Genomic DNA, 20801 nt, shown 5'->3' with positions numbered 1-20801 from the left:
GCATCACGCCAGTTTTTCAGCACGTTTGACGGCCGGATCTGCGGGAACTGCGGGATTATCACAACCATCTTCGCAAAGGAATAACCATGATCATCCTGGGCCTCGTATTGCTGATCCTGGGAATTATCTTCGGCCTCTCGATCCTCACCACCATCGGGGTCATCCTGATGGTGGTCGGCGCGGTCGCCTGGCTGCTCGGCGCGGCCGGACGCCCGATCGGCGGACGCGCTCATTACTGGTAGTCCCGGCCATCCTCGGTGAACTCCCCTGCATCAGCGTGCATTTCATCCGACACATCACCGTGAGCCCAGCGGATTCGTCCGCTGGGCCATTGTCGTACCCGACGACCGGCCTCGCGCGACGGTTCCAGCGCGTGGGCAGCGTCGACCGAGCCCTCACCGCCGCCGTCGCCCGCCTGCCCGCCTCCCCGCTGGATTCGGGCCTGCTGCGGCTGACCCGCACCGCTGATTTCGGCGCCCTCTGGCTGGTCATCGCACTCGCGCTGGGAACCCGCGGCGGCGAGCACCGGCGGGCCGCGATCCGCGGCGTCGCCGCCCTCACCGCCACGGAGGCGATCGTGAACGGTGGTCTCAAGCCGATCATCGCGCGCCGCCGGCCGGCCGCCGACCTGCTGCCGGCGCATCGGCGATCGGCCCCGCGGCCCGCCTCGTCATCGTTCCCCTCGGGCCACAGTGCCGCGGCGGCGGCCTTCGCCACGGCGGTCGCGGTCGAAAGTCCGCGGGCCGCAGCGGGTCTCATCCCGCTGGCGGGGCTCGTCGCCTACTCGCGGGTGCACACCGGCGTGCACTGGGGCAGTGATGCGCTCGCGGGCGCGCTGATCGGTTCGGCCGTCGCCCTGACCACCCGGCACTGGTGGCCGGCCCCGGTTCGGGCCACCGCCCGCGAGCGGCATCAGGGCACGCCCGCGCTGCCCGCCGGGCACGGTCTGCTGGTGCTGGTCAACCCTGTCGCGGGTGATCCTTCTGTCGATCCCTGCGAGGAGCTCGCGACGCTGTTGCCGGCGGCGACCCTGGTCCGCACCGACCAGGGCGATGATCCCGCCCGGCGACTGGAACTGGCGTTCCGCGCCTGCACTCCGCGGCCGACGGCACTGGGTGTCGCGGGCGGCGACGGCACGCTCGCGGCGGCGGCCACGGTCGCCCTGCGGCGTGGTCTGCCACTGGCGGTGTTTCCCACGGGCACGCGCAATCATTTCGCCCGCGATCTGGGTGTCCGCGACACGGCCGAGGCGGCCGCGGCCGTCGAATCCGGCGATGCCGTGGACGTCGACGTCGCGCGCGTCCGCTTCGACGACGAGGACGGACAGCGCACCCGGCACGTGCTCAACGTGGCGAGTGTGGGCGCCTACCCGGAGATGGTGCGGCTGCGGCGGAAATGGCGGCCGCGATGGGGGCGGCGGCTCGCCTTCGCGACCGCGTCGGTGGCCGCGGTGCGCCGGGCCCGGCCCCTCACGGTGGAGGTCGACGGCGACCGCCGTCGGGTGTGGGTCCTGTTCTTCGGCAACGGTTCCTATCATCCGCGGCGTTCCACCCCGGCCGTTCGCGACCATCTCGCCGCGGGGCTGCTCGACGTCCGATGGCTCCGCGCCGACCGGCCGTGGTCCCGTGTCCGGATCGTGCTGGCGGCCGGGCTCGCCGCCGTGGGGCGCACCCGCCTCTACGGCGAATGCCGCCGACCCGAGCTGACCGTCCGGCTCGCCTCCCGCGAACCCCTCGCCGCCGACGGTGAGGTGATCGGCACGGCCACCCGGATCCACATGACGGTGGCCGGGCGCCTCACGGTCTATCGCCTCATACCGGCTGCGCGCCTCGGAACCGGGTGAATTCCACGACCACCGGGTATCCGCGCTGTACTACGTCGAATTCGTCGGCATCCACCGTGATCGAATCGGTCAGGGATTCCACGAAATGCCAGCCGAAACTGTGCTCGATCAGTCCGCCGCCGCTGCCGACCACCGATGTCACACGAATCCGGATGCACAGCCGGTCGTACCGGAATTCGCAGTCGAGAACGGCCCCGGGGACGGCGGCGACGATCAGCGTAGTGGCCACTTGATCCAGCGCGACGCGCATATCGATGGCCACGTCGATGGTGAAATCGGCTGTGAGCATGATGGTCTCGGCTACCGCGCGCAGCATTTCCAGGTGCCCGGCGTCAGCGTGCACCCGCACACCCACGTCACCCGACAGTGGCGGTGACTCCCGGGCCAAGCTCTCGGTGCGTATGCGCGACTTGCCATCACCTTGTGGCGGTTCCATCATCACTCACCACCCCATTAGCGATCTTTCTCGCTGTCATCGTTCGCTTACCCGATGATGCCGGAGGGAAACCGACAAGAGTCACAGGATGGAAAAGAATTTCGCGCCGCTCGCTCCCTGACGATCAGGATTGACGACGCGGGAGCACGCGCGCCAGGAATGTCTGCGCCTCGGGGTCGCCGAGCTTCAAGATGGTGAAGTGGTTGGCCGGGGCGTGCAGCACCAGTTGACTGTCGGTGCCGGCCGATTGGAGCTGCTGCTGCAACAGCACGGTCGTCGGGACCGGCTGGACGGTGTCGGATCCACCCTGCAGCAGGACCACCGGAGCGCGATATCCCACGGCGGGCACCGACAAGTAGTCGCGCAGCGCCGAAATCACCGGGTCGGGCAGGGATATGGTGAACAGCTCGCCGACGGACCTGCCCGCGACGGCCACTTCCAGCGAACTCACGCAATCGTTTCCGGCTCGGGCGATGGCGAGGACATCGTGGCCGTGCGGCGACAGATAGCCGGTGACGCCGAGGTCGGGGCGGGCGTGGCCGAGGCCCGCGAGGATCATGACGAGCCGGGCGTGCAGGCCGTCGAGTCCGGGGAGCACGGGCACGCCCGGACGGCTCAGCAGGGCGATGATGTCCTCGACATTGCTGGTCGGCGCGTAGGCGAGGGTGCCGCGCAGATCGAGTTCCGGCGCGTAGCCCGTGGACATCCCGGCCGCGGCGAGCACCGACTGCCCCCCGATGGAATGCCCGGCCAGCACGAAGGATTCGGACAGCCCGGCATCCACGGCGTGGCCCGCGCGCACGATGTCGAGAACCGCGTGGCCCGCCGCGCGCCCGGCCAGATATTCATAGACGCCGTCCGCGCCCAGGCCGATGTAGTCGCTCGCGGCCACCACGTAGCCGTGCGCCAGATACGTTGACAGCTGCGGTGTCTCGTCGAACTTGTCCGCTATGCCGCCGTTGATGGTGGGCGCGCAGCCGACCGTCATGCCGCTGGTTCCGTGGGCCCACGACACCACCGGCCGACCACTCGCCGGGGTCGCGCCTTCGGGCACGTAGATCGTGCCGCCGCTCACCTCCGGCTCGCCGTTCTGGCCCGTCGTCCGGTACGTGATGCGATACCCGCTCGCCGCGCCGGGAATCAGCTCGCCGGCGTTCAGGGGCCGTGACGACACCACCGCGCCCGGCGCTCCTCCGGTGTCCGGTTGCGCCACAGCCGATCCGGTCGCCGCGGCCGAGGACAGGGCGGCGATCGCCGCCAGGATCAGGTATCGCACGGGAAGCTCCTCCGAGATGAGTCGCCGACGCTCGCCGATGACTTTGCGAACACGTTCCGAAAGTAGCATCCGCAGGTCACGCTGTCGAGAGCGGAACAGGGCATGATGGCAGACATGCCCCGACCGACCGCCTCCTCCGGCCGCACCGGCCGACCGCCCGTCACGTCCCGCACGGAGATCCTGACCGCGGCCCGCCGGTTGATCGACCGCGACGGCTGGGAGCGGCTCACCATTCGCGGCCTGGCCGCCGAGGCCGGAATCGGCGCGACCACGGTCTACCGCCACGTCCAGGACAAGGAGGATCTGCTGGTCCTGCTGCTCAACCACTACGCCGAGCAAACCGAACGCCTGGAGCTGCCCCCGGATCCACGCGACCGGATCGTCGCGGCCGCCACCGCCATGCACGACCTGCTGGCGAGCTGGCCCTGGGCCGCGGAAGTCCTCACCGTGGACGGTTTCGTCGGGCTGCTCGACGAATCCGCGCTGTGGACCGTCGAATCCATCCTCGCGGCCGCCGAATCCAGCGGCCGCACTCCCGAGCAGGCCGCCTACATCTTCCGCTCGATCTGGTACTACACCGTCGGCGAGATCCTGGTCCGCACCCACTCCCAGCGCCGCGGCAGCCCCGCCGCTTCCGGCCGAACCGCCTTCGGCGATCTCGACCCCGACCGCGTTCCCCGCCTGGCCGCGATCGGCGAACGCTGGCCCGCCCTCGCCGCCCGCGACACCTACGGCCAGGGCCTGCGAGCCTGCGTCGACGGCCTGCTGGCCCAGACCGGCCCCGCCGAATCGTGATGCCGCACGACCGGTTCCGGCCCCGATCCCCCGCCGCGGGTGACCGCTAGAGTGCGGGCATGCCGGAAAAGATCATCCGTAACACCTTCACCGTCCCCGCCTCCCCCGAGGCCGTCTACGACCACCTGATCCGGCCCGAGAACTACATCGGCCTCTCCCCGCTGGTCGTCGCCGTCGAGGACGTCCAGGAGGGCTCCTACCTCGCCGTCGAACGCTTCCGCTTCCTGGGCCTGAAGCACGACAACCGCATTCGCGTCGCCCTGCTCGGCACCCCCGGCAGCGCGGTGTGGGGCGAGGTCGACAGCCCCGGCGGCGTCCGCATGGGCTACCGCTTCGACCTCACCCCGACCGCCGAGGGCACCCGCGTCGACGACGAGCTGCGCCTGCGAACCCCGTTCGGCCTCATGGCCTTCGCCTCCGGCCAGGCCCGCAAGGTCCAGCTGGCCCGCGCGGGCATCCTCGCCGACCGCCTCTCGACCGTCTAGGGCTTGAAGCCGACGCCGCCGGCGATGCAGTGGCGGACCGAGCTCAGCGGCGTGAGCTGCGGGCCGTCGGGCCACCATTCGTCGCACAGGACCAGGCCGGGTTCGATCATGGTGAGATTGCCGAACAGGGCCTGGATCTCGTCGCGGGTGCGGAAGCGGCCCGAGCCCATGGGGCTGTGCACGAACTTCTCCTCCATCTTGCGCGCCAGGTCGCTGTATTCGGCGGTCTCCGGGTCGAGGAAGTGGGCGATGGCCACATACGAGCCGGAGGGCAGCACGTCCAGGTAGCTGCGCATGACGGCGGCGACATCGTCGGCGGCGTAGTGATGGAGGGTGCCGATCTGGAACAGCGCGATCGGACGGCTGAAGTCCAGTTCCTCACGGACTTCGGGATGTTTGACCACCTCGAACGGACGGAAGATGTCGGCCTCGACGATGGTGGTGCGCGGATTGCCCGCCAGCAGGGCGCGCGCGTGCGCCAGCACCATGGGGTCGTTGTCCACGTAGACCACCGAGGCACCCGGGTCCACGCGCTGCACGACCTGGTGGGTGTTCTCGGCGGTGGGCAGGCCCGAACCGAGGTCCAGATACTGGTCGATGCCCGCTTCCTTGGCCAGGAAGCGGCATACGCGGATCAGGAAATCCCGGTTCGCCCAGGCCAATTCGGCGACCCCGGGCGCGACCTCGCGCACTTGGTCCAGGACCGCGCGGTCGACTTCGAAATTGTCCTTGCCGTTCAACGCGGCGTCGTAGACACGGGCGATGCTGGCGCGTGTGGTGTCCACCCCAACCGGTGCCGCACTCGGGTAACTCTGCACTGACTCGGACATCTCACGCTCCCCTGACAATCGATTCACTCCGGCCCCGGCCCACAGCAAGTCTGTCGCATACGCGATGATTTGGGACCGGATCGCCGGGTCCGCGCCGAATCGGTAGGGTGCGGCCGTGGATACAGCGGAATTCGTTCAGCGCGGCAGCACCATCGTGGACCGGTTGTCCACGACGCAGACCCCGCCGCCGTGGCAGCTGGTGGTGGGCACCGGCGTGGTGGCGCTGATACTGGTGGTGTTCCGTCCGACGTGGCGCATTCTGCGCAATGCGGTCACCATCGCCCACGAGGGCGGACACGCGTTCACCGCACTGCTGACCGGCCGCCGCCTCAACGGCATCCGATTGCATTCCGACACTTCGGGACTCACCGTGTCGAGCGGGAAACCCTATGGGCTCGGCATGATCCTGACCATGGCGGCCGGGTATCCCGCGCCCGCGCTGCTGGGGCTGGCCTACGCCGCGCTGCTGGGCGCGCACCGCATCACCCTCATGCTGTGGCTGACCATCGCGCTGCTACTCGTGCTGCTGCTCAAGATCCGCAACTGGTACGGCCTGCTGTCGCTGCTGGTGACCGGCGGCGCGGTGTTCGCGGTGTCCTGGTTCGGCAGTGACACCACCCAGGCGGCGCTGGCGTACGCGGCGTCCTGGTTCCTGCTGCTGGCCGCGGTGCGCCCGGTGGTCGAGTTGCAGCGCAATCGCGCGCACGAGCCGAACTCCGACGCCGACCAGCTGGCGCACCTGACCAGGATCCCGGGTCTGCTGTGGGTGCTGGCCTTCGGCGCGATTGCGCTGTGCTCGCTGGTCCTCGGGGCGCGCCTGCTGCTGGCCGACGTGTCGGGGGTGTGTGTGCCGCCGCTCACGCACAGCACCTGCGCGGCGTCAACCGCCGGGTGAGCATTCTCCCACCTCAGGGCGAGAGTGGTATCGCTGCAAGGATTCTGGCCAACGGGGACTACCATTCGGTTTGCACCGTCCGGGTGATCGGAAACACCGGATTTGCCCGGATCTCGGCCCGCTCGCACCACCGGCGGGCGTTCGACCGTTGCGGCTAGGAGGGTTTGGGGATGGACAGACCGGAATGGGCACCCGAAGGCGTGGACATGAACCGGGCCAGCCCGGCGCGCATGTACGACGCGCTGCTGGGCGGCTCGCACAACTTCGAGGTCGATCGACAGGCCGCGGAGGCGGGTAAAGCGCTGGTCCCGGACCTGCCGCGACTGGCCTTGAGCAATCGGGCGTTCCTGCGCCGCGCGGTGCGGTACCTGGTGGACCAGGGCGTGCGGCAGTTCCTCGACATCGGGTCGGGCATCCCGACCGCGGGCAATGTGCACGAGGTGGCGCAGGCGATCGACCCGGAGTGCCGGGTGCTCTACGCCGATATCGACCCCGTGGCCGTGGCGCACGCGCGCGCCATCCTGAAGGGCAATGACCGGACCGCCGCGATCGAGGCCGATCTGCGCGAGCCCGACGCGCTGCTGGCCCAGGCCCGCGGGACCGGCGTCATCGATTTCGACCAACCGGTCGGCGTCCTCCTCATCGCGGTCCTGCACCTGATGAGCGACGACTACACCCCCGTCGACAAGGTCGACGCCCTCTACGACGCGGTGCCGGCCGGTAGCTACCTGGCCCTGTCGCACCTCACCTCGGCCACTCGCCCCGACGACGCCGCCAAACTGGTGGAGAACTCGCGCGACGTCAGCAAGATCGGCCTGCAGTTCCGGACCCGCGAGCAAATCGCGGCCCTGTTCGGCAAGTGGGAGCCGATCGAGCCCGGTGTGGTGGAATTGCCGTTGTGGCGGCCGGAATCCGACCGTGACCAGCACGAAGCGCCGGGCCGGTCGCTCGGTCTGGCGGGTGTGGGCCACAAGGCCTGAGCAGGGGCACGAGGCAGGGGCAGGGGGTAGGCGGTGGGAGCACACGAGCTGGCGGTCCGATGGGCCGACGCTCTCGAGGGCGCGGTGGCGCCGACGATCACCCGGGCGCAGGTCGAGCAGTTGCTCGACGGTTTCGGCGACCGGCTGATCGCGGCCGTACGCGGCACCGAGGACATGTCGGTGGCCCGGGAGGCCGCCCGCGCCCTGGTGGGCGCCAACTATCGGGATCCACTGACCGTGCACCGGTCGGTCCTGGTGCTGTGCAAGGACCTGGTGACCGACGCCTGCCCGGACCCCGGCTGCGCGGACTACTGGCCGGTGCGCGATCGAGCGATCGAGCTGGCCGCCGAGTTCGCGGCCGAGTTCACCGCCGGACTGCGCAGTGTGGCGTTGTCGGAACAGGAGACGACCCTCACCGCGGCGCTGACCGCCGCGCGCGAGGCCGACGCCCGCAGGCAGCTGTCCGAAGCCCGCTTCCAGGCCATCTTCGAGGGCGCGTCGGTCGGCATCGGCACGGTCGACATCACCACCGGGCAGGTGGTCGACGTCAACAACGCCATGGCCGAGACCCTGGGCGTCCCGGCCGGGCAGATGCCGGGCCGCCCGGTGGCCGACATACTGGGCCCGATCAATATCGGCGAGGCGTTCGGTCTGTTCCAGCGTTTACTGTCCGGTGAGATCGACCGCTTCCGCTTCGAGACCGAACACACCAAACCCGACGGTTCGCACACCATCATCGACCTGTCCATGACGGTGGTCCGCGACAGCGACGGCAAGCCGCGCTTCCTGGTCGGCGTCACCGTCGACGTCACCGACCGCAAGGAACTGGCCGACCGGCTCTGGTACGACGCCCACCACGACTCGCTGACCGGCCTGCCGAACCGGCTGCTGTTCTTCGACCGGCTCGCGGCCGCCACCGGCCAGGTGGGCGTCTGCTACCTGGACCTGGACGGCTTCAAGGAGGTCAACGACCGCCGCGGCCACACCGCGGGCGATCAGGTGCTGTGCGAGGTGGCCCAGCGGCTGCGCCAGGCCGCGCCGCCGCACGGGGTGGCGGCCCGGCTGGGCGGCGACGAGTTCATCGTGCTGGTCGAAAGCTGCTCGGGCCCGGAGGAATTGGACTCGGTGTCCGGGGACCTGCTGGCCGCGCTCGCCGACCCGTTCGATGTGGCGGGACTGTCGGTGCGGGTGGGCGCGAGTATCGGAACCGCGCTGGTGGATACCGACTCCACCGCGATCGACGAGCTCATGCACGCCGTGGACACCGCCATGTACCGCGACAAGGCGCTGCGGCACGGTCGCTAGATCACGAACGGCACCAGGGCCTTTCGCTCGGCCGGGTAGTCGGAGAACTTCTCGCGGTACCAGGTGTGGGTGGCGAAGGCGCGCGGCACCAGGTTGCCGAAGGTGATCAGGAAGATGACCACGCCCGGCAGCGCCCAGGTGAGGATGGCGAACCCGGCCCAGGCGATGAGCTCGCCGAGATAGGTCGGGCTGGTGACGAATCGGAAGCCCAGACCGAACGGAATCTTGTATTCCGTTGCGCCCGGATTGTTCTTGTCGCGAAGATTTCGCACGATCCACTCGGAACTGGTGAGCAGCGCGAAACCGCAGAGGTAGATGACCAATCCGATGATGAAGCGCGGGTCGGTCAGCCAGCCGGTGCCGTACTGGCCGAAGTAGTCGTGGCTGAACAGCGCGCCGTTGAGGTAGCCGTGCATGGCGGTGACGAACATGCCCATGCCGAGCACCGAAATGTTGAAACTGCTGGTCTTGCCGGGCACTTGGCGAATCGACAGGGGGAAGAACCAGCCACGGTTGGCGTAGTGGAGAATCCAGATGGCCGCCAGCACCAGGGAAGTCGGCTCGAAACGGTGCGGCCCGCTCAGGTACGCGACCGCGAAGACCACGGTGGCCGGAATCTCCATCAACCACCAGCCGAGTTTCGGGTTCAGGTTCAGTCCGAGCTTGGCGGTGGCGAACCGACCGTACGGGCTCTGCTGGAACAGGCCCCCGATCAGGACGAAGGCAGCGAAACCGAATGCGATCGTCAGCACGGTGTCGTAGACGGTATTGCCGGTATACCAGTTCATTCGTGGCCCTTCAGGTGAAAAACTAGAACAGGTTCTACCACAGCCCGAGCTCGACCGGTACCCACCGGCGGGCACGGACGGTGCCCGGCGGGTAGGTTGGCTGGAACCCCGGAGGGAGGCAAGGTGGGTTCGCAGGGATGGGATGTGCTGATTCAGTGGATGCCGTATTTTCTCGAGGAGGACGAGGACGCGGACGAATCGGGACTCGGATGGAATCCCCGTTTCATCCAGGTCCGTGACGAACTCACCGGCCGCCGAGCGCATTTCGCACAACAGGGCACCGAGATCGAGGTGCTGGTCGCGGTCCCCGACGACGCCGACGACGCCGACCGGCTACTGCGTGTGATCGGCGAGCAGTCCGACGGCACCTGGGATCCGGTCCCGGTGCCGTCCGAATCCGATGCCACCGCACCGGATCCGCAGTGGCGGGCCATGCAGCGCGTGCACCAGCAGCCCCGCCTGGCGCGGGAGTGGAGCACCGGCTGGCAGCGCGGGGAATCGGTCGACCACCGCCGCGGCGTCGCCGAATCGGTGGTCACCGTGCTGCGCGACGGGCTCGGGATGGACGGCGGCCGGTTGCGCTTCGCCACCTGGAGCATGGACGCGCCCGGCGCCGGCAGCTACGGCCTGCCCGCCGACCGCCCCAGCGAACGGGGCAAGCCCGTGGTGTGCACGGACTGGGACGATTTCGAGGCGCGGCTGGCCTGGGCGCTGACCACCCTGCCCTGGGACGGCGTCATCAACCTCAGCACCCCGCACCCCGGCCCGGACCCGTGCTTCGTCCAATTCCTGCACGGCAGGCAGCTTTTCAACGAGGCCAGCGGCTGGGACGTGGCCGGACTCGGGGCGAGCGAGTTCGACCGGCGCATGCGCGAGCTGGGCTGGAGCTTCGCCCCGCACAGCGTGCCGGGCGGGGCGGCGCTGATCTGGGAGGGGCCGCTGGCCAAGGCAGGATTCAATCCGAGCCTGTGCGGCGCGCCGCGGCGGACGGTGACGACCTTCACCGAGGTGTTCACCGTCGGGCATCCGCAGGATCTGGTGTTCCGCGCCTTCCGCAACGGCCGCCGCCGGGATCCGGAATTGCGTTATCTGGACATCGAGCTCGGGATTCCGCGCGACGTGCGGTGAGCGTTCAGAGGCGGCTGAGGCGGATCGGCAGTCCGTCCGCGGGGGTGGGGCCGGTACTGGGCACGAGGGGCACCTCGTAGCCGTCCGGCACACTCCACCGGTAGTTCAGCAGCATGCGGTGCATGGTCGCCTTGACCGTCATGCTGCCGAAGTACTTGCCGATGCACTTGTGCGCGCCGCCGCCGAAGGGCGGCCAGGCGAAGCGGTGCGACTTGTCCTCCGCGCGTCCGGGATCGAAGCGTTCGGGATCGAAGACATCCGGATCGTGCCAGTACTCCGCATTGCGCATCATGGAGTACGGGCCGACCATGATCAGCGTGCCCTTGGGGATGAAATATCCCGCGATCTCGGTGTCCTCCAGGGCTTCTCGCACCATCTGCCCGACCGGGGCGTACATGCGCAGGGTCTCGCGGAAGGCCATCTCCAGCGCAGGCAACCGGTCCAGGTCGGCATAGTCGAGCGTGGGCTTGCCCAGCATCCGCGATTCCTCGCGCAACCGTTCCTGCCACCGCGGGTTCCGGCCCAGCTCGTAGGCCAGCATCGAGATGGCCAGGGTGCTGGTGTCGTGGGCGGCCATCATCACGAAGATCATGTGGTCCACGATGTCGGCGTCGGAGAAGGATTCACCGTCCTCGGTCTCGGCATGGCAGAGCACGCTGAACAGGTCCTCGCCGGAACCTGCCCGCTTGGCGGGCAGCTCACGCCGGAAGTAGTCCTCGAGCAGCTTGCGCCCGCGCAGGCCCCGGCTCCACACCCCGCCCGGCATGTTCGTGCGAATGATGGCCTGGCCACCGTGCACGGCGTCCTCGAAGGCGCGGGAGAGCCGCGTGCCCTCGGGGCCGAGTTCCGCACCCGCGAAGACCACGGTCGCCTGGTCCAGCAACAGCCGCTTGACGTGGTCGTACAACCGGAAATCCGGTGCGGGCCGCCAGGAGTCGACGCCCCGCACGACGCGCGGGGTGGTGAGCCCGAGGTAGCCGATCAGACGCGGGCGGGTGAAGGCCTGCTGCAGGATGCGGCGGTGGTAGGCGTGCTCCTCGAAGTCACGCAACAGGATTCCGCCGCGGAAGAACGGGCCGATCACGAATTCGTAGCCGCGTTGCGCGGACAGCACACGCCTGCGGTCGAGCAGAACCTCCTCGGTCGCGGCCGGGCTGACGACGCCGACCACCTGCCGCCCGAACACGCCCATCCACTGCACCGGGCCGTAACGGCGCATGCGGTCCCGGCTGAAGTTCAGCGGATCGGCGAGGGTGCTGAGCAGATGGCCGATGCCGGGCGGACCGTAATCCCCCATCACCGGCTTCAGCCCGCTGCCGGGCGGCGGGGGCGCGAGCGCCTGCGGCACGGTGGGGTACCGCTCCAGCAATCCGGCGGCCCGGCACTGGATTCGATGATTCACCACGGCTTTTCGTACAGCCATGCCTCCACGGTAGCGGAAACGTTAGTTTCCGTAAACGGTCGTTTCCCGATTTCTGTGCCAAGCTGACAGGGTGACGCGAGCTGCCAATGGGACCTATCGCGGCACCACCACCGACGAGCGGCGCGAACAGCGCCGGCGACGGCTGCTGGACGCGGCCCTCGACATCGTCGGCACGCAGGGGCTGGCCGCCCTCACGGTGCGCGGGGTGTGCGAACAGGCGAAGGTGGGGCCGCGCTTCTTCTACGAATCGTTCACCGACCTCGACGCGCTGGCCACCGCACTGCTCGACGAGGTGCAGGGCGAGGCCCTGGAACAGGCGCGCACCGCCATGACCGACACCCCCGGCGACCCGGAGGCCAAACTCCGCGCCGGGGTGGCGGCGCTGATCGTCGGCGTCACCGACGATCCGCGCCGCGCCAATATCGCCTTCGCCCAGGCCTACGGGTCCGAGCTGCTCATGCGCCGCCGCTTCGAGGGCATGCGGCAGGTGGCCGGGCTGCTCATCGAGCAGACCCGCGTGCTGCTCGACATCCCCGAAGGCGACGACACCGCTCTGACCGCCCTGGCGCAGCTCATCACCGGCGGCGCGGCGGAGCTGATCCTGGTGTGGCTCGACGGCGGCCTGAAGGTCGAGCGACCGGTGCTGATCGGCATCGTCGCGGATTACGTTGTGGCCATGGTGGATCGGCTGCCCGGCATGCGGTCCCGCCTCCCCGAGACGTCAGCGCCGGACTGAGGGCCGCGAAATCAGCTCTCAGGTTCCGGACCGACCGAATCCGCTGTCGACGATCTCCTCGACCACGATCTTCGCCGTCTCCATGCAGGCGGTGATGCCGCCGTTGGCGTACTCCTTGACCGCGTCGCCGACATTCCAGAGATTGGCGATCGGGGTGTCGTGGGGTAGGTCGTATCCGGCGACGGCCCGCTGGGGCGGCCAGTCGTCGCGGGCGACGGCGATGGACAGGATGCGGGCCCGCTCGAAGCCCGGGATCTCCTCGCGCAGATCCTGGAGCACGAGCGCGGTCTCGGCCTCGGCGTCGAAGTTGCCGACCGAGGGTTTGGGCACGCCCGCACCGACGTAGAGATGCCAGCCCTCGGGCGCCATCTCCGGGCAGGTCGCGGTGAAATTGGCGACGTAGCACAGCCGCCGGGTGCGGGCGAAGCTGAGCAGCCCGGGCGCGTCGATCAGTGGTTCACGGCTGGCGAAGTTGACCGAGATCATGGCGCAGGGCAAGTCGCGCTGGAGCACGCGGCCGACATAGTCCGACGGGAAGTGCTCCGGGCCGACCAGATCCATGGTGGCCGACGGCCCGATGTCACTGACCGCGAAAGAGCAAGCGATATCCGAGATTTCGCCATCGTGACTGATGCGAGCCCCGGTGATCCGATCGCCCTCGACGTGCAGTTGCCGCACCTCGCTGCCGAGCCGGACCTCTCCCCCATTGCGCTCCACCACCTCGGCGAGGGCCTTCCAGATACCGATGGTGCCCTCGGGACAGAAGCCGAACTTCTTGAACGCCGCCTTCCGCGTGAAGTAGGTGAGGAACACCCGCGCGGGCAGCTCCTCGGAGCCGACCGCGAAGATGGAGCCGCACATATTGCGGAAGATGCCTTGCACCGCGTCGTTTTTGGTATAACGGCGCACCCAGTCGGCGGTGGACAGCTCCCGATCCGGCAACTCCCCCTCCGCGCGGGCGGACCCGCCGAGCAGCTGGGCGCCGTGCCGGGTGAGCTGGGAGATGAGCAGTCCCCAGCCGCCACTGGAGACGTCCACGTCGCGGCCGTTGATCCGGTAGAGGATCGGCGGATCCGCCGGGCGCACTTCGAATTTCGCCCCGACCTCCTCGAAGGTCTGTTCGGTGATGCCGCCCAGTTCGATGACGACAGCGCCGGTGTTGATGGTGAATCCGTCGAGCTCGGCGGTGGAAGCCCGCCCGCCGACTCGGTCGAGACGTTCGGCCACCAGGGTCCGATAGCCCCGGTGCGAGAGCCGGGCGGCCGCGCACAGCCCGCCCGCTCCGGCTCCGACAACCAGTGCGTCCCACGCGTTCTCGCTCATGGCGAGGCTCCTCAGAGCAGGCTCAGCCCGCTGGGTTCACCCCGGGCTGAGCGTCGGACATATCAGTAATACGGCTCCAATTCTCCCGCACCTGATCCACGCTCGGGACCTCACTGAAGAACACGGGCTTGTTCGCGAACAACTGGGCGCGTTGCACCGAGCCGCCGCCGACCACCAGCACCATGCCGGAGTCGGTGCAGTCCTCGCCCATCAGGTGCGCCACGATCGGGGCGACCTGGGCGGGCGGCAGCTTCTCGAGCATGGCCTCCGAGGCGATGTCGGCGGTCATGCGGGTGGCGGCCATGGGCGCCACGGCATTGACGATGATGTCGTACTTGCGGCCCTCGATGGCGAGGGTGTTCATCATGCCGACCAGACCCATCTTGGCGGCTCCGTAGTTGGCCTGACCGAAGTTGCCGTACAGGCCGGAGGTGGAGGTGGCCATGACGACGCGGCCGAAGCCCTGCTCGCGGAAGTGCGGCCAGGCGGCGTGGGTGACGTAGAAGGACCCGAACAGGTGCACGCGCTGCACGGCTTCGAAGGCCTCGGGGGTCATCTTCACGAAGCTCATGTCGCGCAGGATGCCCGCGTTGTTCACGATGCCGTGCACCGCGCCGAAGGTGTCGATCGCGGTCTGCACCAGCGCCTTCGCGCCCTCTTCGGTGGCGACGCTGTCGTAGTTGGCGACCGCGGTGCCGCCGGCCGCGCGGATCTCCTCGACCACGGCGTCGGCCATATTGTGCCCGGATCCCGAGCCGTCGCGCGCGCCGCCGAGGTCGTTGACCACGACCTGAGCGCCCTCGCGGGCGAGCAGCAGCGCGTACTCGCGCCCCAGACCGCCACCGGCTCCGGTGACAATGATGACGCGATCGGTTACACCAGGCATGAATTCTCCTTGCCGAATCTAATAGCTTTCCAGAAGTTAGCAGCAGGGATGCGCCGTCCCTGTGCTACCCGCCACACTCGTCGAGTAACTGGACAATCGATAAGTTGGAGTGGTGATGCCGCACCTGTACCGCCTCCACCCCGAACTCGAGGCGACCCTGCCGTACCTGAGACTCGGCACGGCCCCGACTCCGGTCCGGCGACTGGACGCCCTCGACACCGCCTGTTCCGGCGGCGCGGAGATCTGGCTCAAGGACGACAGCGTGTTCGGCGACGGCGGCTGGGGCGGCAACAAGGTCCGCAAACTGGAATGGCTGCTGCCCGACGCGTTGCGGCAGCGCCGCAGCACCATCGTCACCGTGGGCGGGCTGGGCACCAACTGGGGGCTGGCCACCGCGCTCTACGGACGCGAGCACGGGCTGAAAACCGTTCTGGCGCTGATCGATCAGCCCGAGGACGACCATGTGCGCGCCCAGCTGGCGCGGCTGCGGGCCTCGGGAGCGGAGCTGCACTTCACCCACTCCAAGGCCCGGACCATCCTGAGCGCGCCGTATCTGCTGGCCCGGAATTTCACCGGGATCCGGCCGCCGTATTTCCTTCCGGCGGGCGGGTCGTCGGCGGTGGGCGCGCTCGGATACGTCGAGGCGGCACTGGAATTGGCCGAGCAGGTGCGAGCCGGGGAACTGCCGGAACCGAGTCACATCGTGATCCCGGTCGGATCGGGCGGGACGGCGGCGGGGCTGTCGCTGGGATTGCGGCTGGCGGGGCTGAAGACCCATGTGGTGGGCGTGGTCGTCAACGACACACTGCGGCTCGACGAGCCGACGCTGACCGCGCTGGCCGGACGATGCGCGAAGCTACTGCGCTCGCGCGGCGCGCGCATCCCCGAGAACATCTCCCCCGCAGGCAATCTGGATATCGTCACCGAGTATCTGGGCCCGGGTTACGGCTATCCGATGCCGGAAGCCGCTACCGCGCAGGCGCTCTCGGCCGATCGCGAGCACATGACCCTGGAGCCGGTCTACACCGCCAAGGCCATGGCCGCACTGCTGGACATGAACGCGCACGGCCGGTTCGGCCACGGTCCGGTGGTGTATCTCAACACCAACGGACCACGCTGACAACGGATTTCGCGTCCCTCATGCGGTGGCCAGCTTGGCGGCCAGAAAGTCCTCCCAGGTGCGCTGTCCCACGGCGTGCTCGGGGGTCAGGTTCGCGCCCTTCGCGTACACCCGGGCCGCCTTGCCGGGGGCCTTCACGGTGAACACCGGGCGGCGACGGCCGGTCGCCGCCAGATAGCTGCGCTCGAGTTCCTTCATGGTGTAGGTGCGCGGGCCGCCGATCTCGGCGACCAGTCCGGCGGGCTCGCCCTGCACCAGTTCCACCAATCGCGTTGCCACCTCACCGGTTTCGATGGGCTGGAAGCGGAAGTCGAACGCGGGCACCACCGGCATCTTGCCCATGGCCGACACCATGGTGAAGAGCAGGTCGTGGAACTGGGTGGCGCGCAGCGTGGTCCACGGCAGGCCCGAGTTCTCCACCACCAGCTCGGCGTCGCGCTTCGAGGCCATGTAGCCCATCACCTGCCGGTCGATGGCGCTCTCCACCGGGACCCGCTCCGCGCCCACCACCGAGATGAAGACCAGGTGCGGGAACGCCCCCGCGGCATTGATGGCGTCGACCAGGACGCGGGTCTTGTCGCCGTCGCCCTTGGTGGTGCCCGCCAGGTGCAGCACGGTGTCCACGCCCGCGACCGCCTCGGCGATGCCCGCGCCGGTCTCCAGGTCGCCGGCCGCGAACTCGATGCCGTCCTTCGCCTCGTGCGCGCTGCGGCTGAGCACCCGCACACCCAGCCCGGCCTGCCGCAGCAGCGGGGTGACCAGGCTGCCCAGGGTGCCCGTGCCGCCGGTGACCAGAACCGTCTTCGCCATGATGACCATCTCCCTCGTCTCGCGCCGCCGCTGTGGTGGCGTCCTGCCTTGATGACGACGCGGGGCCCGCGGGTGTGACACGACGTGACCGGCGGCACAGCGCGGGCGAGTCGTAGGCTTGCCGTATGCCCGGTTCCGGTTCCCCGCAGCGGTTCGAGCGACTGCTGGAGCTGGTCTCCGGCCGCCGCGTCGCGGTGCTGACCGGCGCGGGCATCTCCACCGACAGCGGCATCCCCGATTACCGCAGCCCCGGCGCGCCGGCGCGGACCCCGATGACCTATCAGCAGTTCGTCGGCGATCCGGTGTTCCGCCAACGGTATTGGGCCCGCAATCACGTCGGCTGGCGGCGCATGGACGCGGCCCGGCCGAACCCCTCGCATCACGCGCTGGCCCGGTTGGAGCGCGCGGGCATCGTGACCGGGCTGCTCACCCAGAACGTGGATCTGCTGCACACCAAGGCCGGGCATCGCCGGGTGATCGACCTGCACGGCGTCTACGCCCGCGTCCGCTGCCTGTCCTGCGCGGCGCTGACCTCCCGCATGACCCTGGCCGAGCGACTCGAGGCCGCCAATCCCGGCTTCGCCGAATCGGTTCCGCTCGACGGTCTCGAGGTCGCCCCCGATGCCGACGCCGTGGTGGCCGACACCGCGTCCTTCCGCATGGTCGACTGCCTGAGCTGCGGCGGGCTCCTCAAGCCCGACATCGTCTACTTCGGCGAATCCGTCCCCAAGCCGCGCGTGGCGGCCTCGTTCGAGTTGGTGGACGACGTCGATGCCCTGCTGGTCGTCGGCTCCTCGCTCACGGTCATGTCGGGCCTGCGGTTCGCCCGCCGCACCGCCAAGTCCGGTCGCCCGGTCATCATTCTCAATCGCGGCCGCACCCGCGCCGACGATCTCGCGGCCCTGACCCTGGACACCGGTTGCGCCCCGGTCCTCACCGCCCTCGCCGACGCGCTCGCGCCGGACCGAACTGTTCACCCTCGATGGGCATTCGCGCAGCACTGAAGGTCCGCATCGATGGTGCCGCAGCCGATATCGCGCGACGCACGGCACATGTCGAGGCAACCGTCGCCGCTGCCGGTCGGCGATCAAGGCTCGCGGCGGCGCTGGTCGGCGGCAAGGCACGCGGCCGCACGGATCTCATCGTCATCACGGCCCCGCCGGGCTTGGTGCTGGGCTAGTTCCGCACCTCGAGCCGTCGCACCAGGCTGACCAGGGCCGCCCGCAGTGCGTCCGGGTCATCGGTGTCCGGGCCCAGGATCATGCGGACCACCTGCGGGGCCGCGAACCACCAGGCGGCCAGGGCCGCGACCGCGTACAGCAGGTAGCCGGGGGCGACCTCGTCCGGGAGGGTCCCGTCCCGCTGGGCGACGGCCAGCGCGGCGACCTTCTCCGCGTAGTGGGAGGCCCGCGCCGATTCGGCGGGCAGGCGGCCCTCCTGCGGCTGCAAGCCCTCCCAATACATGAGGCGGAGGAACTGGGGGTGGGTGCGGTGGAAGTCGAAGACATGCCCGGCGTACTCGGCCAGGTCCCCGGCTTTGTCGGCTGACAGCGGGCTCGCGGCGGCGAGCTGTTCCAGCTGGTCGGTGAGGACCGCTTCGAACAAGCCCCGTTTGTCGCCGAAGTACTGGTAGATGCGTTCCTTGTTGATGCCCGCACGGGTCGCGATGGCATTGACCCGGGCGCCGTCGGGTCCGCGTTCGGCGAACTCGTGAACGGCCGCCTCGAGCAGCAGTCGTCTGGTTCTCTCGGTATCCCACGCCATGGCGTCCATCCAACCATCTCCAACCGGATGGTTGCGGTTGGGCTCGCGGCTGTGGCAAACTCCAACCATTCAGTTGCAACCGTTTGGTTGCGGATGGTCGAGGCGAAGCAGGAGGTGGCGTCATGCCCGAGTTGCGCTCACGCACGGTCACACACGGTCGGAACATGGCGGGGGCCCGCGCGCTCATGCGGGCCAGCGGAGTTCCGTCGGCCGATATCGGCCGCAAGCCGGTGATCGCGATCGCGAACAGCTTCACCGAGTTCGTTCCCGGCCACACCCATCTCCAGCCGGTCGGGCGGATGGTGTCCGAGGCGGTGCGCGCCGCGGGCGGCATCCCCCGCGAGTTCAACACCATCGCCGTCGATGACGGAATCGCCATGGGGCACAGCGGAATGCTGTACTCGCTGCCGTCGCGGGACCTGATCGCCGACTCGATCGAGTACATGGTGAACGCGCACTGCGCCGACGCGCTGGTGTGCATCTCCAACTGCGACAAGATCACCCCGGGCATGCTGATGGCCGCGCTGCGGCTGAACATCCCGACGGTGTTCGTCTCCGGCGGACCCATGGAGGGCGGCAGCGCGGTCCTGGTCGACGGCACCGTGCGCAGCCGCCTGGACCTCATCACCACCATGGCCGACGCGGTCTCCCCCGACGTCTCCGACGCCGACCTCGCGCTCATCGAGGAGAACGCCTGCCCCACCTGCGGATCCTGCGCGGGCATGTTCACCGCCAACTCGATGAACTGCCTGACCGAGGCGCTGGGCCTGGCCCTGCCCGGCAACGGCACCACCCTGGCCACCCACACCGCCCGCGCCGAGCTGTACCGCGACGCCGGGCGCACGGTGATGGAGCTGACCCGCCGCTACTACGACGAGGACGACGCGGGGGTCCTGCCCCGGAACATCGCCTCCCGCAACGCCTTCGACAACGCCATGGCCCTGGATCTGGCCATGGGCGGATCCACCAACACCGTCCTGCACCTGCTGGCGGCCGCGCACGAAGCCGGGCTGGACTACACGCTCACCGACATCGAGAAGATGTCGTTGCAGGTGCCGTGCCTGTGCAAAGTCGCTCCCAACGGCGAGTACCTGATGGAGGACGTGCACCGCGCGGGCGGTATCCCCGCGCTGCTGGGCGAGCTCGATCGGGCGGGGCTGCTGCACCGCGATGTGCGTGCGGTGCATGCGGATTCACTCGGCGCGTGGCTGAACGACTGGGACGTGCGCGGGGGCCGGCCCTCCGCGGCGGCGCTCGAACTGTTCCACGCGGCGCCGGGCGGCAAGCGGTCCGCCACCGCCTTCTCCCAGTCCGAGCGGTGGCATTCCCTCGACGTGGACGCGGCCCGGGGGTGCATTCACGATGTGGCGCACGCCTTCTCCCGCGACGGCGGGCTGGCGGTGTTGCGCGGCAACCTGTCCCCCGACGGCGCGGTCGTGAAGTCGGCGGGCGTGGCCGCGCACATGCACACCTTCACCGGTCCGGCCCTGGTGGTGGAGTCGCAGGAGGACGCCGTCGAGGCGATCCTGTCCGGCCGCATCACGTCCGGTGATGTGCTCGTCATCCGCTACGAGGGTCCCAGCGGCGGGCCGGGGATGCAGGAGATGCTGTATCCGACGTCGTACCTGAAGGGCCTGGGCCTGGCCGGGGAATGCGCGCTGATCACCGACGGTCGCTTCTCGGGCGGTTCCTCGGGCTGCTCGATCGGGCACATCTCCCCCGAGGCGGCGGCAGGCGGCCCGTTGGCGCTGGTGCGCGACGGCGACTCGATCACGATCGACATCCCGTCCCGGACTCTCACCATGGACGTGCCCGACGCCGAACTGGCCAGGCGGCGCGCGGAAGTGGAGGCGACCGGCGGCTACCGGCCGCGGCACCGCGAACGGCAGGTCTCCCCGGCGCTCAAAACCTATGCGCTGCTGGCCACCTCGGCGGACCGGGGAGCGGTGCGCGACACCACGCTGCTCCCCGGCTGAGG

Annotated in this window: 22 protein-coding genes; 13 read left to right on the top strand and 9 right to left on the bottom strand. The window is 69.3% G+C overall.

Features of this window, described 5'->3' with window-relative positions:
- Positions 1–86 precede the first annotated feature (86 nt).
- Positions 87–242 (top strand): hypothetical protein, encoded by a 156-nt coding sequence (locus tag ACFYTS_RS14120; RefSeq protein ID WP_357277768.1) that lies wholly within the window; start codon positions 87–89, stop codon positions 240–242.
- Positions 243–373: 131 nt separating this feature from the next.
- Positions 374–1843, top strand: coding sequence for a bifunctional phosphatase PAP2/diacylglycerol kinase family protein (locus ACFYTS_RS14115; RefSeq protein ID WP_387304151.1), 1470 nt, complete (start codon positions 374–376; stop codon positions 1841–1843).
- Here the strand turns inward: ACFYTS_RS14115 and ACFYTS_RS14110 are convergent.
- Together ACFYTS_RS14110 and ACFYTS_RS14105 are read right to left on the bottom strand one after the other, a co-directional pair.
- Positions 1812–2198, bottom strand: coding sequence for an anti-sigma factor (locus ACFYTS_RS14110; RefSeq protein ID WP_387304148.1), 387 nt, complete (start codon positions 2196–2198; stop codon positions 1812–1814). The two genes, ACFYTS_RS14115 and ACFYTS_RS14110, sit on opposite strands and share 32 nt — an antisense overlap.
- Positions 2199–2403: 205 nt before the next feature.
- Positions 2404–3555 carry a lipase family protein gene (locus ACFYTS_RS14105; protein ID WP_387304145.1) on the bottom strand — a complete coding sequence of 384 codons (1152 nt, stop codon included), beginning with the start codon at positions 3553–3555 and terminating at the stop codon, positions 2404–2406.
- Positions 3556–3669: 114 nt separating this feature from the next.
- Between ACFYTS_RS14105 and ACFYTS_RS14100 the strand changes: the two genes are divergently transcribed.
- Positions 3670–4350, top strand: coding sequence for a TetR/AcrR family transcriptional regulator (locus ACFYTS_RS14100; protein ID WP_387304142.1), 681 nt, complete (start codon positions 3670–3672; stop codon positions 4348–4350).
- A gap of 59 nt (positions 4351–4409) precedes the next feature.
- Positions 4410–4835: an SRPBCC family protein gene (locus ACFYTS_RS14095; protein WP_357277780.1), complete on the top strand. Its 426-nt coding sequence runs from the start codon at positions 4410–4412 to the stop codon at positions 4833–4835.
- On the opposite strand, the gene ACFYTS_RS14090 is transcribed toward ACFYTS_RS14095, so the two are convergent.
- Positions 4832–5665: an SAM-dependent methyltransferase gene (locus tag ACFYTS_RS14090; RefSeq protein ID WP_357277783.1), complete on the bottom strand. Its 834-nt coding sequence runs from the start codon at positions 5663–5665 to the stop codon at positions 4832–4834. The genes ACFYTS_RS14095 and ACFYTS_RS14090 overlap by 4 nt on opposite strands.
- A 115-nt stretch (positions 5666–5780) precedes the next feature.
- Between ACFYTS_RS14090 and ACFYTS_RS14085 the strand changes: the two genes are divergently transcribed.
- The 3 genes from ACFYTS_RS14085 (at position 5781) to ACFYTS_RS14075 (ending at position 8845) form a co-directional block, all read left to right on the top strand.
- Entirely contained in the window at positions 5781–6560 is a 780-nt protein-coding gene (locus ACFYTS_RS14085; RefSeq protein ID WP_387304139.1) for a M50 family metallopeptidase, read from the top strand.
- A gap of 170 nt (positions 6561–6730) precedes the next feature.
- A complete protein-coding gene (locus tag ACFYTS_RS14080) occupies positions 6731–7540 on the top strand; it encodes an SAM-dependent methyltransferase (protein WP_357277787.1) in 810 nt (269 codons plus the stop codon).
- A 33-nt stretch (positions 7541–7573) separates the two neighbouring features.
- On the top strand, positions 7574–8845 hold the full coding sequence (locus ACFYTS_RS14075) for a sensor domain-containing diguanylate cyclase (protein WP_357277790.1): 1272 nt from the start codon (positions 7574–7576) through the stop codon (positions 8843–8845).
- On the opposite strand, the gene ACFYTS_RS14070 is transcribed toward ACFYTS_RS14075, so the two are convergent.
- Positions 8842–9633 (bottom strand): 3-oxo-5-alpha-steroid 4-dehydrogenase, encoded by a 792-nt coding sequence (locus tag ACFYTS_RS14070; protein WP_357277792.1) that lies wholly within the window; start codon positions 9631–9633, stop codon positions 8842–8844. The two genes, ACFYTS_RS14075 and ACFYTS_RS14070, sit on opposite strands and share 4 nt — an antisense overlap.
- Positions 9634–9756: 123 nt before the next feature.
- On the opposite strand from ACFYTS_RS14070, the gene ACFYTS_RS14065 reads away from it, so the two are divergent.
- Positions 9757–10761: a hypothetical protein gene (locus ACFYTS_RS14065; protein ID WP_357277794.1), complete on the top strand. Its 1005-nt coding sequence runs from the start codon at positions 9757–9759 to the stop codon at positions 10759–10761.
- Positions 10762–10765: 4 nt separating this feature from the next.
- On the opposite strand, the gene ACFYTS_RS14060 is transcribed toward ACFYTS_RS14065, so the two are convergent.
- Positions 10766–12184 (bottom strand): cytochrome P450, encoded by a 1419-nt coding sequence (locus tag ACFYTS_RS14060; RefSeq protein ID WP_387304134.1) that lies wholly within the window; start codon positions 12182–12184, stop codon positions 10766–10768.
- A gap of 70 nt (positions 12185–12254) precedes the next feature.
- Here ACFYTS_RS14060 and ACFYTS_RS14055 point away from each other — a divergent pair, with 70 nt between their 5' ends.
- Entirely contained in the window at positions 12255–12920 is a 666-nt protein-coding gene (locus ACFYTS_RS14055; RefSeq protein ID WP_357277799.1) for a TetR/AcrR family transcriptional regulator, read from the top strand.
- 18 nt (positions 12921–12938) lie between these two features.
- Here ACFYTS_RS14055 and ACFYTS_RS14050 read toward each other — a convergent pair whose 3' ends face one another.
- Together ACFYTS_RS14050 and ACFYTS_RS14045 are read right to left on the bottom strand one after the other, a co-directional pair.
- Positions 12939–14243 carry a phytoene desaturase family protein gene (locus ACFYTS_RS14050; protein WP_387304129.1) on the bottom strand — a complete coding sequence of 435 codons (1305 nt, stop codon included), beginning with the start codon at positions 14241–14243 and terminating at the stop codon, positions 12939–12941.
- A 22-nt stretch (positions 14244–14265) separates the two neighbouring features.
- The gene (locus tag ACFYTS_RS14045) at positions 14266–15129 is read right to left on the bottom strand and encodes an SDR family oxidoreductase (RefSeq protein ID WP_387304127.1); all 864 of its coding nucleotides are present in this window, start codon (positions 15127–15129) and stop codon (positions 14266–14268) included.
- Positions 15130–15244: 115 nt separating this feature from the next.
- Here ACFYTS_RS14045 and ACFYTS_RS14040 point away from each other — a divergent pair, with 115 nt between their 5' ends.
- Complete coding sequence (locus ACFYTS_RS14040; protein ID WP_357277806.1) at positions 15245–16249, top strand: pyridoxal-phosphate dependent enzyme; 1005 nt, start codon at positions 15245–15247, stop codon at positions 16247–16249.
- Between the two features lie 18 nt (positions 16250–16267).
- On the opposite strand, the gene ACFYTS_RS14035 is transcribed toward ACFYTS_RS14040, so the two are convergent.
- The gene (locus ACFYTS_RS14035) at positions 16268–17059 is read right to left on the bottom strand and encodes an SDR family oxidoreductase (protein ID WP_387304124.1); all 792 of its coding nucleotides are present in this window, start codon (positions 17057–17059) and stop codon (positions 16268–16270) included.
- A 125-nt stretch (positions 17060–17184) separates the two neighbouring features.
- Between ACFYTS_RS14035 and ACFYTS_RS14030 the strand changes: the two genes are divergently transcribed.
- Positions 17185–18063, top strand: a complete 879-nt coding sequence (locus tag ACFYTS_RS14030) for an NAD-dependent protein deacetylase (protein ID WP_387304122.1) — start codon at positions 17185–17187, stop codon at positions 18061–18063.
- Positions 18042–18239 carry a hypothetical protein gene (locus ACFYTS_RS14025; protein ID WP_387304119.1) on the top strand — a complete coding sequence of 66 codons (198 nt, stop codon included), beginning with the start codon at positions 18042–18044 and terminating at the stop codon, positions 18237–18239. Before ACFYTS_RS14030 ends, ACFYTS_RS14025 begins: the two co-directional genes overlap by 22 nt.
- On the opposite strand, the gene ACFYTS_RS14020 is transcribed toward ACFYTS_RS14025, so the two are convergent.
- Positions 18236–18832, bottom strand: a complete 597-nt coding sequence (locus ACFYTS_RS14020) for a TetR family transcriptional regulator (protein ID WP_357277814.1) — start codon at positions 18830–18832, stop codon at positions 18236–18238. The two genes, ACFYTS_RS14025 and ACFYTS_RS14020, sit on opposite strands and share 4 nt — an antisense overlap.
- 113 nt (positions 18833–18945) lie before the next feature.
- Between ACFYTS_RS14020 and ilvD the strand changes: the two genes are divergently transcribed.
- Positions 18946–20799, top strand: coding sequence for a dihydroxy-acid dehydratase (gene ilvD, locus ACFYTS_RS14015; protein ID WP_387304117.1), 1854 nt, complete (start codon positions 18946–18948; stop codon positions 20797–20799).
- Positions 20800–20801 lie beyond the last annotated feature (2 nt).

The organism is Nocardia sp. NPDC004151, assembly GCF_042874235.1.
In the GTDB taxonomy this organism is placed as follows: domain Bacteria; phylum Actinomycetota; class Actinomycetes; order Mycobacteriales; family Mycobacteriaceae; genus Nocardia.
Note: the sequence above shows the minus strand (reverse complement) of the source record. Positions and strands in the feature narration are given on the sequence as shown.